Origin of the sequence: Streptomyces sp. 71268 (assembly GCF_029392895.1) — a bacterium.
Classification (GTDB): Bacteria; Actinomycetota; Actinomycetes; order Streptomycetales; family Streptomycetaceae; genus Streptomyces.
This window is the reverse complement of sequence record NZ_CP114200.1, coordinates 7,914,385-7,928,449: the sequence shown is the minus strand read 5'-3', so window position 1 is coordinate 7,928,449 and position 14,065 is coordinate 7,914,385. Positions and strand designations below refer to the sequence as shown.

The following is a 14,065-nucleotide window of genomic DNA, read 5'->3' as shown; positions in this document are numbered from 1 at the left end:
CGCTCCTCGGGCGGGCCGCTGAGCGGCTGGGTCACCGGGAGGTTCCCGAGTCACCGAAAAGTGCGTTCTCCCATGTCAGCGGCCACTCTCCTACAGTCATCCAGTAACCACGAGAGACCAAGGGCGCCGTGGATCGGCGGACGTGCGTCCGCGGGGCCCGTACGACGAGGAGACGCGCACCATGGCCATCACCCTGACCAACCCCAGCGGACTGCCGGCGGTCGACGCGTACCGGCAGGTGTCCATCGCCACCGGGTCGAAGCTGATCTCCGTCGCGGGCCAGGTCGCCTGGGACGCCGAGGGCAACACGGTCGGCGTGGGTGACCTCGCCGCCCAGGTCGAGCAGTGCTACCTCAACGTCAACACCGCCCTGGCCTCGGTCGGCGCCACCTTCGCCGACGTGACCCGGCTCACCGTCTACGTCGTCGACTGGACGCCCGACAAGATGCCCCTGTTCCTGGAGGGCGCCATGCGCGCGGGCGCGCGACTGGGAGCCACCCCGGTGCCGCCGGGCACCCTGCTGGGCGTCGCGGCGCTGGACGTGCCCGAGCACCTGGTGGAGATCGAGGCCACCGCCGTCATCGACTGACCGACGCCGCGCTCACCCGGCGCGCCCACCCCTCCCCCGCGAACCGGCGCCCGAGCGCCCGGTCAGTACGGGTGCTTGTCCGGCTTGTGCTTCCACGCCGCGTAGGGGATGGCGCCGAGTTCGGGGAGGATCTGCCTGATCGGGATGAGGCGCTGGTCGAGCGGCTTCTTGAAGTCCTCGTACTGGTAGGCGTCGCTGAAGCCGATCTCCGCGGTGGCCTTGAGGTCGCAGGCGAAGTAGACGGCGTCCAGCCGTGCCCAGTAGATGGCGCTCATGCACATCGGACAGGGCGCGCCGCTGGTGTAGATCGTGCACCCCTTGAGCATGCGGGCCCGCCTGGGGAGCGGGTCGGGCGACCCCTCCTCGCGCGGGATGAGCTTGAGCGTGCTGGCGTCCTGACGGTTCTTGGCGACCGAGGGTGCCGACGGGTTGAGGATCTGGATGGCCTTGCGGATGGCCTCGACCTCGCCGTGCGCGGTGGGGTCCGCGGTCAGCAGGACCCGGTTCTGGCCCCGGGCGACGATCTTCCCGTCCCGGACGATGACCGCCCCGAACGGGCCGCCCCAGTTGTTCTCCACCGACTCCGTCGCCAACCGCACGGCCTCGGCCATAAAACGCAGGTGCTTTGACATGCCCTGTCTCCGTCCCGACGCGCTCAGCCCGTCGCACAGATGCCCGGTAAGCCCCTTTTACGACCATATGCGATGGGGTCGGGACGGCAACTTCGTCGGCCTGCCCCGGCCCCGGCCCAACGCCCCCGCCGCTCGCGGGTGCGAGACCGCCGGGAGCCGGGGTGCGCCCCGGCCAGGCCGCCCCCAACGGGTGTCCGAAACCCACCCCTGGGCGCCGGCTTGTGGGAGCACACGGCCGGCGCCCGCCCGGCGCCCGTAGCATTCTCGTGCGTCGGCGCGCCCTCGCCCGAGGGGTGGCCCATGCCAGGGGCAGGGGCCAGAGTTCACGGTGCTCTGTCCAAGCTGTCGAAACCCGGGAGGACATGGTGTCCGCACGACCGTACGTGACGGTGATCGCCGCCCTCGGACTGCTCGGTGCCGCCGCCGGCGCCACGCAGGCCACAACGAGCCACCAGCACAGCGCGACCAGCACGACGAAGCCTGCCAGCCAGACCCGCGGCGTCGACGACGGGAGCTTCGAGTACCCCACGGTGCCCGCGAACAGGTTCACCAACGTGACGACGGGCGGGACAATAGGCCCGTGGACCGTCACTCGTGGCAACGTGGACCACATCGGACGCGGATTCTGGCAGGCGGCGGAGCGGAACCAGTCCGTCGACCTCAACGGCGGGGCGCCGGGAACGATCAGCCAGACGTTCCCGACCACCCCCGGCACCACGTACTCGATCACCTACGCCCTCGCCGGCAACCCCGGCGACTCGCCGGTCAAGACGGGTCGCGTCCTTATCGACGGGCAGACCATCCAGGACTTCACCTTCGACATCACCGGCAAGACCAGGACGAACATGGGTTACGTGGGACGCCAGGTCACCTTCGTCGCCCGGTCCACCTCCACCACCCTCTCCTTCGCCAGCACCACGGCCAACAGCGCGCAGGGCCCGGTGATCGACGACGTGGTGGTCCGGGCCGCCTGCTGTTCCTGCTCCTGCGACCGGGGAGCGACCGACAAGCACTGACCGGACTCGCGCGGCCCCGCCCCACCGGGGCCGCCCAACCGACGACCAGCCATCAACACCCCAACTGACCAGCACGACCCAGCGGGGCCCCGGCGTCACCGGACGCCGGGGCCCCGCGCGCTTCCCTGGCCGAACCACGGCGAACCGCCCCCGGCCCACCCGGACAAGCGCCTCCGTGTCGTCAGCCGCCCTCACGACGTCAGCCGTCCTCGGTCGCCGGGTCGGGCAACAGCGGGAAGAGTCGGGCGATGAGGGCGACCGGCTCGGCACCGGCGGGACGCGCCGCGGGCCGCTGCTCCCGGTCCTGGTACGGGGCGAGCGTCCGGCGCACCGCATCGGCGACCGCGCCCATCTCCTCGGGCGTCAGGTAGGCCACCGCGCTGAACGCCTCGTCCCGCCGCCACGCCGGCGGGGCCAGGTCGCGCCGGGCCAGCCACCGCTGGTAGCTCTCGTCCTCCAACCCACGGGCGAGTTGCCCGAACCCCGCCACGGGGGACGGATCGGCCGGCGCCGCCTCCTGTCGCAGGCGCCAAGGCCGGGCTCGCCCGCCCGCCCGGGGGACCTCCTCGATGTGCCCGTAGCGCGCGAGTTGGCGCAGATGGAACGAGCACAGGCCGGAGCTGTAACCGAGCCGCTCGGCCGCCTCGGTGGCCGTGACGGTGCCCACCTCGGCGAGCAGGTCCAGCAGGGCCCGACGCACCCGATGCTCGGGCAGACCGCCGGCGGTGGGGGCGGGGCCGCCGGCCGTCACAGACGCCGGCGCGTTGACACCTTCTTCAGTCACTTTGCAAAGTCTGCTACTTTGCAAAGCCCTTGGCAAGCAGCCACCGGCTTCGCCACTCACCCCCAGGCGTTCTCACGCTGAGGAAGGATGATGTCCACGGTGTCCGTACGTGACGACCAGCCCGGCCCTGTCGACCGTCGGGTCCGGGTGCAGGGTCAGCCCGTCGACTCCTATCCGGCGCTGCCGCCCGAGGCGGAGCGCGGGGCGATCCGGCGCATCACGGTGCTGGGCGAGGAGGTGCTGCACCGCCCGTGCCGGGAGGTGACCGACTTCGGCACGCCCGAGCTGTCGGCCCTGATCGACGACATGTTCCTGACCATGCACGCCGCCGACGGCGCCGGCCTCGCCGCCAACCAGGTCGACGTGGACCTGCGGATCTTCGTCTACGACTGCCCCGACGACCACGGTGTTCGCCACGTCGGACACATCTTCAACCCGGTGCTCGACGAACTCCCGTCCACCGGGCGGCAGTTGATCGACGAGGGTGAGGGGTGCCTGTCCGTACCGGGGGCGACCATGAACGTCCCCCGCCTGGACCGCGCCGTGGTCCGCGGCGTCGACCGGGACGGCAAGCCGCTGGTCATCGAGGGGACGGGGTACTTCGCCCGGTGCCTCCAGCACGAGAGCGACCATCTCGACGGGCGGCTGTACGTGGAGCGCCTCGCCAAGCGGGACCAGAAGGACGCGCTGCGGCAGATGGCCGACCGCCGCGAGCGGGTCTTCGCCCAGCGGGCCGCCAAGGCGGCCAGGCTGGGTCGCGCGCCGGGCGCAGCGCCCACCACGCCGGCCGCGCCGGAGCGCTGAGCCGGCCCGGCAGCCCCTCTCCCCTGCCGTCCCGTTACCGGGTCCGCAGGCTCATCGCCGGGCTCCGTCCGGCGGGTCGGATGGCACGATCGCGTTCAACTTGACTCGCAGATGGGCGTGTTCGGGCTTGCTGCCGGCCAGGGCGAGGGCCCGCCGGTAGGCCGCTGCGGCTTCCGGCAGCCGGCCGAGCCGGTGCAGCAGGTCCCCACGGGCGGCCTGGTACGGGTGGTACGCCTGGAGCTGTCGTTCGCCGGCCAGGCCGTCGAGCAGCGCCAGGCCCGCCAGTGGTCCGTCGCGCATCGCCACCGCCACCGCCCGGCCCAGCGCCACCACGGGGGACGGCGTCAGCGCGAGCAGCACGTCGTAGAGCGCCACCAGTTGTGACCAGTCGGTGCTGGCGAGGTCGGCGGCCTCGTCGTGCAGGGCGGCGATGGCCGCCTGGACGCCGTACGGTCCGGGCGGCCCGCCTCGCAGCGCGCGCACCACCAGGTCCCGGCCCTCTTCGATCATCGGCCGGTCCCAGCGCGTGCGGTCCTGCTCGTCGAGGAGGACGAGCGCGCCGTCCGGGCCGGTCCTGGCCGCGCGCCGGGCGTGGACCAGCAACAGCAGCGCGAGCAGGCCGGCCACCTCGCGCTCGGCCGGCAGCAGTCGGCGCAGGATGCGCGCCAACCGGACGGCCTCGCTCGCCAGGTCGAGCCGCTGCAACGCGGGGCCCGAGCTGGCCGCGTACCCCTCGGTGAAGACCGAGTAGATGACCTGGAGCACGCCGGGCAGGCGCTCGGGCAGTTCGTCGGGGCCCGGCACCCGGAACGGGATGCGCGCCTCGCGGATCTTCTTCTTCGCCCGCACGATCCGTTGGGCCATCGTCGCGGGCGGCACCAGGAAGGCCCGCGCGACCTCGGGTGTCGTCAGGCCGGCCAGGCAACGCAGGGTGATCGCGACGCGGTCCTCGGCGGCCAGGGCAGGGTGGGCACAGGTGAAGAACATCTGCAACCGCTCGTCGGGCAACTCCCCGTCGGCGTCGGCGGGCGGGGCGGGATCGGCCCGCTCCGCCTCCACGTGCAGAACGGCAAGCCGGGCCGCGTACGCCTGGTCGCGGCGCAGGCGGTCGACGGCCTTGCGCCGCGCGGTGGTCAGCAGCCAGGCGCCGGGGCGGGTGGGGACACTCTCGGTCGGCCAGTGCAGCAGTGCCGCTTCGACGGCCTCGGAGGTGACCTCCTCGGCCAGGTCGAGGTCGCCGAAGCGGCGGACGAGGGAGGCGAGCAGCCGTCCGCGCTCTTCCCGGAAGACCGCTTCCACGGACGCCCGCGCGGCAGACCGCTGGGTCGTGGCGATTGGTGTGCCGTTCTCGGCACGCTGCTCGTCTCCCACGGTCAGGCGCCGAAGTCGGCGATCGGGCGGACGACGACCGAGCCGCTGCCGCGCGCGCCGGGACAGCGGGCGGCCCAGTCGAGCGCGACGTCCAGGTCGGGTACGTCGATCACGTAGAAGCCGCCGAGCACCTCGCGGGTCTCCGCGAACGGCCCGTCGGTGATCGTGCGCCTGCCGTCCGGTTCGACCCGCACCGCCGTGGCGGTGACCAGGTCCGCCAGCGACTCCCCGGAGACGAAGATCCCCGCGTCCCTGACCTCCTTGTCGTAGCTCATCCAGTCCTCGACGGTGCATTCGGCCGCCGTGCCGTCCTCGCCGATCGTGCCCGCGTTGATCAGCAGCATGTACTTCATGGTTCGACTCCTGTCATTCCGTGGTCCGTGCGTGCGGCGAGTCGCCGTACACCATGACGACGAACGGACAGCGGCCCGATCGACACCGCCCCGAAAGATTCTTCCGCGCGCGCTCGCGCCCCCGCCGCGGGCGGCCCGCGCCGAGCCGCCCCCGTCCCACCCCACCAGCGACGATACGGGCTCCGCCACACCGCCGCCGGCGAACCGGGGCCGCCCGCACAGCGGAGGCGGGCGGGGGACGCGATCGCGGGTGGACCGGCCGGCGCCGTGCCGTACGCGCGACCGTCGTCTACTCGGAACCGGCTCGCACGGCGCGAGGGTGCGGCGGACTCAGCGGAACGCGGCCACGTTCTCCGCGACCCACTGCTGGAAGGAGCGGCCCGGCGCGCCGGTGAGCCGTGGCACCGTGTCCCGGACGCGGAGCAGCTCGTCGGTGACGTCACCGCCCGTGACGTCGAGCACCGCGTCCGCGGCCTCGGGGCCGAAGGCCGCGACCATCCACGTGCGGGCCTCGCGCCGGCTGACCTCGGCGAACGGCACCTGCCTGCCCAGGGCCGCCGCGATGGTCGCCACCTGTTGCCGGGCGGAGACGGGCGCCGGGCCCGTCAGCTCGTACGTCTTGCCATGGTGGCCCGGCTCGGTCAGGGCTACCCGGGCCACCGAGGCGATGTCCGCCGGGTGGATGGTGGGCAGCGCGGTGTCCGCGTACGCCACGCGCACGGTCCCGGACTCGCGGATGGTGTCGGCCCACAGCAGGGAGTTCGAGGCGAACTGCGTCGGCCGCAGGATCGTCCAGGCCATGCCGCTGTCCTGGAGGAGCCGCTCGACCGCCAGGTGCTCGGCGGCGGGGGCCAGGTGTGGGTGGGTCCGCACGGTGATGGAGGAGACCGACACCACGTGCTCCACACCCGCCAGCCGGGCGGCCCGCAGGATGTCGGCGTCCGGGCCCAGATGCGGGACGAGGAACAGCGAGCGCACCCCCTCCAGCGCGGGCCGCAGCGACGCCGGGCGCGCGAGGTCCGCCTCCACGACGGCGATGCCGTCGGGAAGGGTGGCCCGCGCGGCGCTCCGGGTGAGCCCCCGCAACGGCCCGACGCCGCTCGCGTGCAACTCCTCCAACAGACGGCTGCCGATGTTTCCGGTGGCTCCGGCGACGAGGATCATGAGCGTGTGTCTCCCGTTGTCAGGTGATCGACTGCCGGGAACGCTAGAAGTTCAATCGCGCTTGAAGTCAAGGCGGCGCTCTCCCTCGTCACGCGGCCGAACACGCCCCCGGCCGGGTCCCGGGGCCGTGACGAACCCGCCGTGACCGGCGGACCGTACCGAGGGGCCGGAAACAGTCCATGCCGAGGGACCGCGATCGGTCCGTACCGAGGGGCCGGAAAGACGAGGGCAGGGGGAGAAAAAGAAAAGGGAAAGGAGGTCACCGCTCCTTTCCACTCTCAACGTATAGCGCACCGGGGGGCTTGCGGCAAGGGCCAGGTCGTCCTGCACAATCACCCGCCGAAGGAAGAACCGGACGATCTGGGAGTCACATGGCACGGGTGTGGGGGCGGGACGCATGGGTCGCGCCCGATGGCGAGCAGGGTGACACCGTGACCGACGGTGCGCCGTGCCGGGCGCGTCCGAGCGGACACCGCGCGGGGTGACGCGGGCGCCGGGCCATCCGTGGCCCACCCGGGCCCGGAACACGAGATCCACCCCTGGCACCCCGCCCGGACCACGGGACCACATCAGGCGGGACGTCGCTCACCAGGGCTGACCCAGCCACCACCTCGATCCACACGTCGTACCGCGAACCCCCCGTCGTACCGCGCGCCCACGGGCCGCGAGCAACCTGACATCGGAGACATGCCGTGCACCCCCTGAAGACCAGTGTCTTCAACCTTCCCGACCGCCTCTCCGCCAAGGCCGACCCGGCCCTGATCGCCGCCGACGAGCGGCACTTCGCGGCCATCGCCGACTGTCTCGAGCAGGCGATCGCCGAACTCTCCGCCCAACTCGACGCCGAGCGCAGGGCGCCCGGTGGCGTCGGGCGCGAGGCGATGGACCGGGACACGGAGATCCACCGGTTGACCGCCCGACTGCGCGCCCTGCGCCGCTTCGGCCTGGATCTGTGTTTGGGACACATGGTCAGCGCGGACGACCCCGAGCCGGTGTACGTGGGGCGGCTCGGCCTGACCGACAGCGCGGGGCGCCAACTGCTGCTCGACTGGCGCTCCCCCGCCGCCGAACCCTTCTTCGGGGCGACCCACGCCAACCCGATGGGGTTGGCCAGCCGCCGCCGGTACCGGTGGTCCCACGGCCGGATCGGGGACTACTGGGACGAGGTGTTCGCCTCGGAGGGGTTCGCCGGCCATGCCGCGCTCGACGACCAGTCAGCCTTCATCGCCAGCCTGGGTGGCAACCGGTCGGCCCGCATGCGCGACGTGCTCGGCACCATCCAGGCCGACCAGGACGCCATCATCCGCGCGGGCTCGCGCGGCGCCCTCGTGGTCGACGGTGGCCCGGGCACGGGGAAGACCGTCGTCGCCCTGCACCGCTCCGCCTACCTGCTGTACTCCGACCCCCGCCTCGGGCACCGTCGCGGCGGCGTGTTGTTCGTCGGTCCGCACCAGCCCTACCTGGCGTACGTGGCCGACGTGCTGCCCAGCCTGGGTGAGGAGGGTGTGCGAACGTGCACCCTGCGAGGCCTGGTCACCGAGGGCGCCGACGCGACGGTCGAGGCCGATCCGGCGGTGGCCCGGCTGAAGTCGACCGCGGACATGGTGGGTGCGATCGAACCGGCCGTCGGCATCTACGAGGAGCCACCCACCCGCGGGATGACGGTCTCCACCCCCTGGTCGGAGATCTGGCTCGGCCCCGACGACTGGGCCGCCGCGTTCGACGCGCCGGAGCCGGGCACCCCGCACAACGAGGCGCGCGACCAGGTCTGGGACGAGCTGGTCACGATCCTGTGGGACAAGTACGAGGGTGAGGAGGTCTCTCCCGAGTTGTTCCGCAGGGCGCTCGCGCAGGATCGGGAGTTGGTCACCACCCTCAAGCGCGCGTGGCCGCTGATCGACGCGGCCGACCTGGTCGGCGACCTGTGGTCGGTCCCCGCCTACCTGCGCAAGTGCGCTCCCTGGCTCAGCCCGGACGAGGTGCGCGCGCTCCAGCGCGCGGACCCGCAGGCGTGGACGCTGTCCGACCTGCCGCTCCTCGACGCGGCCCGGCACCGGCTCGGCGACCCGGAGGTGGCGCGGCGCCGGCGCGCCCACCAGGCCGCCGTGGAAGCCGAACGCCGGCGCATGGCCGACGTCATCGACAACGTGCTCGCGGCCGAGGACGACGGTGAGGGCGCGGTGACGATGCTGCGCGGCCAGGACCTCCAGGACACCCTGGTCGACCAGAGCGCGCTGCCCCGCACCGACCCGGACCAGCTCGCCGGCCCGTTCGCGCACGTCGTCGTGGACGAGGCCCAGGAGTTGACCGACGCGGAGTGGCACATGCTGCTGGCGCGCTGCCCGTCCCGCAGTTTCACCATCGTCGGGGACCGCGCCCAGGCACGGCACGGGTTCACGGAGTCGTGGCGGGAGCGGTTGGAGCGGCTCGGGCTCAGCCACATCAACGTGGCGTCCCTCAGCATCAACTACCGGACGCCGGCCGAGGTCATGGCGGAGGCCGAGCCGGTCATCCAGGCCGCGCTCCCGGACGCCAACGTGCCGACGTCCATCCGCGCCAGCGGCATCCCCGTCACGCACGGCCACGTCACGGAGTTGGACGCGGTACTCGACGGCTGGCTCGCCGAGCACGCCGAGGGCGTCGCCTGCGTCATCGGCGCCCCCACCTTCCGGGCCACGCCCCGCGTCCGGTCGCTGACCCCGGAGCTGGCGAAGGGGTTGGAGTTCGACCTGGTCGTCCTCGTCGACCCACAGGCGTTCGGCACCGGCATCGAGGGGGCCGTCGACCGCTACGTGGCGATGACGCGGGCGACCCAGCGACTGGTCATCCTGACCAGCGCGTAGCACGCCGCCGTGGGCCCGGCTCCCCCACCTGGTCGCGGTCTCGTCAGGGTGGGGGGGCGGCCTCGGCCGGGCGCCGCGAGGAGGGCGGGGTCAGGTGCCGACCAGCGGCGCGGACTCGCCGGCCCGCGCGGTCACCGGCTGGTGCGGGTAGGCCGGCGAGCGGCCCTGGTACGACAGGATGCCGAGGTTCAGGACGACGCCGTGCCGCATCTCGACGGCCCGCCGGACCGTCTCGTGGGTGTGCCACTTCTCGCGGTCGACGATGACCGGCAGATACGGCAGGGTGCTCTGGCTCTGTTCCCAGGTGGCGGAGTCCCACAGCAGCGAGGGGCTGTGGTCCACGGCGTAGTAGTGCACGTTCCCACCCACCGTGATGGTGGGTTGGTCGAAGGAGGTGGGACGCGCCCATCCGAACCCCATGCCCTTGTCACACGAGACGTCCACGATGAGGGACCCGGGAGCGAAACGGTCGAGGTCGTCGGTGGTGAGGTACACCTCGGGGGCGGCGATGTCCTGCAACGCGCAGTTGACGACGATGTCGTGCTCGGCCAGGAAGGCGACGAGGGGCACCTCGCCCTCCGCGAGCCGTACCGTGCTGTCGCGCGAGCGGGACGGGTCGTAGTGCAACTGGCCCATCCGGGTGGTGCCCGCCGGCGGGCTGACGGCGGCGCTGGGGCGCCGGGTCACCACGCTCAGCTCCGACACACCCTGGGCCCTCAGCGCCGCCACCGCGCCCCGCCCCGTGGAGCCGTAGCCGATGACGACGGCGCTGAGCGGACGGCCCCACGCCCCGGTCCTGCCCACGCACTGGGTGGCGTGCTGGACGGAGCAGTAGCCGGCGATCTCGCTGACCCGGTAGAAGGCGAAGCGGTCGCGCGTGCCGTCCGTCGGCCAGTGCCGCATGGCCTCCAGGGAGATCACGGTCAGCCGCTTGTCGATGGCCAGTTGGGTGGTCTCCATGTTCTGCGCGAAGTGCGGGGCGCCCACCAGGACCTGTCCCTCGCGCAGTTCGGCGACGTCCTGGGGTGTCACCTTGAACAGCATGACGGCCTCACAGTCTCGGATCAGTTCCGCCCGGGGTACGACGCCCGCGACGTGCGGCCTCAGATCGTCGTCCGAGAAGCCGAACCACCTGCCGTAACCGCGCTCCAGGTACAGCCTGGCGCGAATGTCGGCGTCCAGGAGCGGCAGATGGGCGGGGTGCAGCGGTACGCGCTTCTCGTGCTTCTTGCCGGTGGTCGCCACCACGCCCAGGCTCAACGTACCCATGACCCACCTTCTTCTTACGCGACGCGTTCTTGTGATTACGCTAACGTGACACGAATGAAGCAGACATTTGAGACAGCAAAGAGCAACTTGGACAGTCATGGATATGCGCTGGTGGAGGGCCCCCTGGAGCCCTCCGAGGCCACCGCCCTGCTGCGGCATCTGGGGGAGCTGGTTCCGCAGACCACCGGGGAGGTGGCCTACGACATCAAGGCCCACGCGGGGTTCGAGGCGCTGCGGGACACCAGGAGCCCCCACACCCTGCGGCCGCACACGGAGGCGCCGGGCCAGAGCCTGCCGCCGCGCTACCTGGCGCTGCACTGCCGGACCCAGGCCACCTGCGGCGGCGGTCGCACCCTGCTCGCCGACGGGCGCCACTTCCTCACCACCCTGGACGAGGACCTCCAACGCCTCGCCCACCAGCACCCCGTCTACTGGCCCTCGTACGAGGAGCGCCCCGACGCCGTGGGCGTCCGCAAGCCGGTCGTGGACCGCACCCCCTCCCGGACCGTCATCCGCATGAGCTCCACCCTGCTACGGGTCGGGGCGTACTCGGAGACCCTCGACCAACCCACCGCCGACTCCCAACCCCTGGGCTCGGGTGGCGTCGCCCTCGCCGAACGAGCCGTCGACTTCGTCGAAACCGGCGGCACCTCCGTGCTCATCCCGGAGGACGCGCTGCTGATCTGGGACAACCACCGGATGTTCCACGCCCGGACCGGCTTCTCCGACACCCGCCGACGCCTGACCCGCTACTGGGTCGCCGAGCCGACGCGGGAGGGCGCGCCGTGACCATGCCCGGGCACTGTCGCGTCCCCATGTCTCGCGCGCACCCACCCTCCCGCACGCTCACAGCCTCACGGCTTACGGGTGGCTGACAGTTGACTGCCGACCGTCCGGTGGGAGCGGGGGAGCCGTAAGCGGTCTGCCACTCCCGGTCAGCCCAGTACGCTCGTCAACAGCCCGACCTTCTCTCCCAGTCAGGCGCGACGACGAACGTAGGAGTGAACATGTCCTTCCATGATGTGGAGATCGGCGCCCTCGGCGGCGGTTCGGCCGACCTCGCCCAGTACCGCGGCAAGGCCGTCCTGGTCGTCAACGTGGCCTCCAAGTGCGGCCTGACCCCGCAGTACGCGGCGCTGGAGAAGCTGCACGAGCGTTACGCGGCGCGCGGCTTCACCGTCCTCGGCGTGCCGTGCAACCAGTTCGCGGGCCAGGAGCCCGGCAGCGCCGAGGAGATCGCCACCTTCTGCTCCAGCACGTACGGCGTCACCTTCCCGCTCACCGAGAAGACCGACGTCAACGGCGCCGAGCGGCACCCGCTGTACGCGGAACTCGTCGGCACGGCCGACGCCGAAGGCCACAGCGGCGACATCCGCTGGAACTTCGAGAAGTTCCTCATCGCCCCCGACGGCACCGTCACCGCGCGCTTCGGCCCCCGCACCGAGCCGGACGCCCCGGAGGTCACCACCGCCATCGAGGCCACCCTGCCGGCCTGACACCCGCGCGGCGCGGCGGCCCGAGCCGTCAGGGGCTGGCGACGAGCAACCCGAGTCGCCTGGCCAGCCACGGCCTGCGCCCGCCGGCTCGCAGGTGGCCGCGTGCCACCGCCTTCCAGATGGGGGTGCGCCGGAAGGAGACCAGCAGGAACGCGGTGGGGGTCGCCGTGATCCGGCAGTCGTAGGCGCGGGGTGGGGCGTCGCGGGTCACCGTCATCGTCCCGTCGTTGACGACGGCCGCGAGCCGTGGGCCGCCCTTGATCGCGAGGTCGAACGCGATGCTCACACCCCGCGCCCGCGACGTGTCCAGGGCCATCCGCATCATCGTCGGCATCGACTGCCCGAGCACCAGGCGCGCCTCGTCCTGTCCGATCGGCCAGGGGAGCCTGGCGCCGCGCGCGATGTCCAGGCCGTGTACGAGGGTCTCGCTGAGCACGAGCCCCGTGGCGGTCGCCACCGTGATCTCCCGCCCCAACCAGGGTGCGTGGACGAGGGTGTCCGGGGCCAGGCCCTCGGTGTCCCGCAGGAACATCTCGCCCCGCTCGGCGAGGAGTTCGCCCAGGCGGGCGCGTTCCTCGCGGCTGAGCAGGCCGATGGACGCGGCGTTCACGGCCCCGACGCGTTCACTGAGCGACGTCTCGCCCGGCGGCACGATCCGGTCCCACTCCACGGGCGCGTCGGGGTGGGCGATGGCGTGGTAGGCGAGGTACACGGCCGCCAGGTGCGCCCCGACGTCGCCGACCGTCCACACCGGGACGCCCGAGGCCGCGTCGAGGTCGGGCACGTCACGTACCAGCCGGACCAGTCGCGGAAGGGCGTCACCCAGCGCGGCACGGGTCCGCGTGTGCTCGGCGACGGGATCGAAACGCGTGACGGCGCCCATGCCACTCCCCCTTGCGGTCGGGACCGCAGATTACCGCCGGGTAGCGAGGTGGCGACAGGCATCGTCGCCGCCCGATCGCGGCGGCCCACCCGACGCGCCGCGTCCGCCGCCGCGGCACCCGTACGACCGAAGGACTCTGCCCCCTTCAGCCGTACGAGGATGCCGACCAGCGGCATGGCGTCACCCTGCGTGTGGGTCAGGGCTTGGGGCACTGCTTCCAGGCGAGCCGGTAGACGGTGTTGATGTCACCGTCCGTGGAGTCCATGGTCATGAAGCTGGTCTTCTTCGGGTCCGAGGTGCCCGCGTTCACGCGCAGTTCGGTGTTGATGTTGAAGTTGCGCCGCGCGCCGCACGGCGCCCAGACCATTTGGCCCCAGTCGGTCTTGTCGGTGACCTGCCAGTTGTCGTCCTGCGGGCCCTTGAACGGGTGGGAGCGGGCGGCCGTGTCCGGTGATCCCTGGAAGTAGTACGACGCCTTCTGCTCGCTGGTGGCGCCGGGTTGCAGAGACGCGTAACCACGGTAGTCGGCGCTGGCGACGGCGTAGGTGAAGCCGCTGGGGACGTACACGACGAGGCTGAGCTGACAGTTCTTCCGGTATTCCGTTGGATCGGAGGTGCCGCCGACTCTCGCCAGGTAGCGGCTGTACGTCACGGTGAACGCGGTGTTGTCCGGGGAGACGGCCACCTCGGCCGTCCCCTTGGGGCATCCGGAGCCGTTCACCGTCGCGACCTCGATCACGATCTTGTCGGCGGGCGGGTTCTCGATGGTGGCGGGGCTCTGGGGCGAGAGGGTCGCGCCGAACAGGCCAACTACCGCGCTGGTTGCGAGTATGCCGGTGTGCATGGTGATCCAGTCCTTTG

At 72.1% G+C, this 14,065-nt stretch carries 14 protein-coding genes; 6 read left to right on the top strand and 8 right to left on the bottom strand.

The window, feature by feature from the left end; genetic code table 11:
• The first annotated feature begins 181 nt into the window (after positions 1–181).
• Entirely contained in the window at positions 182–589 is a 408-nt protein-coding gene (locus OYE22_RS31575; protein ID WP_277323610.1) for a RidA family protein, read from the top strand.
• A 62-nt stretch (positions 590–651) separates the two neighbouring features.
• On the opposite strand, the gene OYE22_RS31570 is transcribed toward OYE22_RS31575, so the two are convergent.
• Positions 652–1,221, bottom strand: coding sequence for a nucleoside deaminase (locus OYE22_RS31570; protein ID WP_277323609.1), 570 nt, complete (start codon positions 1,219–1,221; stop codon positions 652–654).
• Between the two features lie 362 nt (positions 1,222–1,583).
• On the opposite strand from OYE22_RS31570, the gene OYE22_RS31565 reads away from it, so the two are divergent.
• Positions 1,584–2,237: a choice-of-anchor C family protein gene (locus tag OYE22_RS31565; RefSeq protein ID WP_277323608.1), complete on the top strand. Its 654-nt coding sequence runs from the start codon at positions 1,584–1,586 to the stop codon at positions 2,235–2,237.
• Between the two features lie 199 nt (positions 2,238–2,436).
• On the opposite strand, the gene OYE22_RS31560 is transcribed toward OYE22_RS31565, so the two are convergent.
• Complete coding sequence (locus OYE22_RS31560; protein WP_277324412.1) at positions 2,437–2,952, bottom strand: winged helix-turn-helix domain-containing protein; 516 nt, start codon at positions 2,950–2,952, stop codon at positions 2,437–2,439.
• Positions 2,953–3,120: 168 nt separating this feature from the next.
• On the opposite strand from OYE22_RS31560, the gene def reads away from it, so the two are divergent.
• Positions 3,121–3,825, top strand: a complete 705-nt coding sequence (gene def / locus OYE22_RS31555) for a peptide deformylase (protein WP_277323607.1) — start codon at positions 3,121–3,123, stop codon at positions 3,823–3,825.
• Between the two features lie 51 nt (positions 3,826–3,876).
• Here def and OYE22_RS31550 read toward each other — a convergent pair whose 3' ends face one another.
• The 3 genes from OYE22_RS31550 to OYE22_RS31540 form a co-directional block, all read right to left on the bottom strand.
• On the bottom strand, positions 3,877–5,160 hold the full coding sequence (locus OYE22_RS31550) for a DUF6596 domain-containing protein (protein ID WP_277324411.1): 1,284 nt from the start codon (positions 5,158–5,160) through the stop codon (positions 3,877–3,879).
• Positions 5,161–5,198: 38 nt separating this feature from the next.
• Positions 5,199–5,549, bottom strand: coding sequence for a YciI family protein (locus OYE22_RS31545; protein ID WP_277323606.1), 351 nt, complete (start codon positions 5,547–5,549; stop codon positions 5,199–5,201).
• A gap of 330 nt (positions 5,550–5,879) precedes the next feature.
• Positions 5,880–6,713, bottom strand: a complete 834-nt coding sequence (locus tag OYE22_RS31540; RefSeq protein WP_277323605.1) for an NAD(P)H-binding protein — start codon at positions 6,711–6,713, stop codon at positions 5,880–5,882.
• Positions 6,714–7,405: 692 nt separating this feature from the next.
• Between OYE22_RS31540 and helR the strand changes: the two genes are divergently transcribed.
• Positions 7,406–9,556, top strand: coding sequence for an RNA polymerase recycling motor ATPase HelR (gene helR, locus OYE22_RS31535; protein WP_277323604.1), 2,151 nt, complete (start codon positions 7,406–7,408; stop codon positions 9,554–9,556).
• A gap of 90 nt (positions 9,557–9,646) precedes the next feature.
• On the opposite strand, the gene OYE22_RS31530 is transcribed toward helR, so the two are convergent.
• Positions 9,647–10,825, bottom strand: coding sequence for an alanine dehydrogenase (locus OYE22_RS31530; RefSeq protein WP_277323602.1), 1,179 nt, complete (start codon positions 10,823–10,825; stop codon positions 9,647–9,649).
• 54 nt (positions 10,826–10,879) lie between these two features.
• Between OYE22_RS31530 and OYE22_RS31525 the strand changes: the two genes are divergently transcribed.
• Together OYE22_RS31525 and OYE22_RS31520 are read left to right on the top strand one after the other, a co-directional pair.
• Positions 10,880–11,614, top strand: coding sequence for a TauD/TfdA family dioxygenase (locus tag OYE22_RS31525; RefSeq protein WP_348652259.1), 735 nt, complete (start codon positions 10,880–10,882; stop codon positions 11,612–11,614).
• 218 nt (positions 11,615–11,832) lie between these two features.
• The gene (locus OYE22_RS31520) at positions 11,833–12,321 is read left to right on the top strand and encodes a glutathione peroxidase (protein WP_277323600.1); all 489 of its coding nucleotides are present in this window, start codon (positions 11,833–11,835) and stop codon (positions 12,319–12,321) included.
• 28 nt (positions 12,322–12,349) lie between these two features.
• Here the strand turns inward: OYE22_RS31520 and OYE22_RS31515 are convergent, their stop codons facing one another.
• Both OYE22_RS31515 and OYE22_RS31510 read right to left on the bottom strand, forming a co-directional pair.
• Complete coding sequence (locus OYE22_RS31515) at positions 12,350–13,204, bottom strand: maleylpyruvate isomerase N-terminal domain-containing protein (RefSeq protein ID WP_277323599.1); 855 nt, start codon at positions 13,202–13,204, stop codon at positions 12,350–12,352.
• 196 nt (positions 13,205–13,400) lie between these two features.
• Positions 13,401–14,048, bottom strand: coding sequence for a DUF4360 domain-containing protein (locus OYE22_RS31510; protein WP_277323598.1), 648 nt, complete (start codon positions 14,046–14,048; stop codon positions 13,401–13,403).
• Positions 14,049–14,065: the final 17 nt, after the last annotated feature.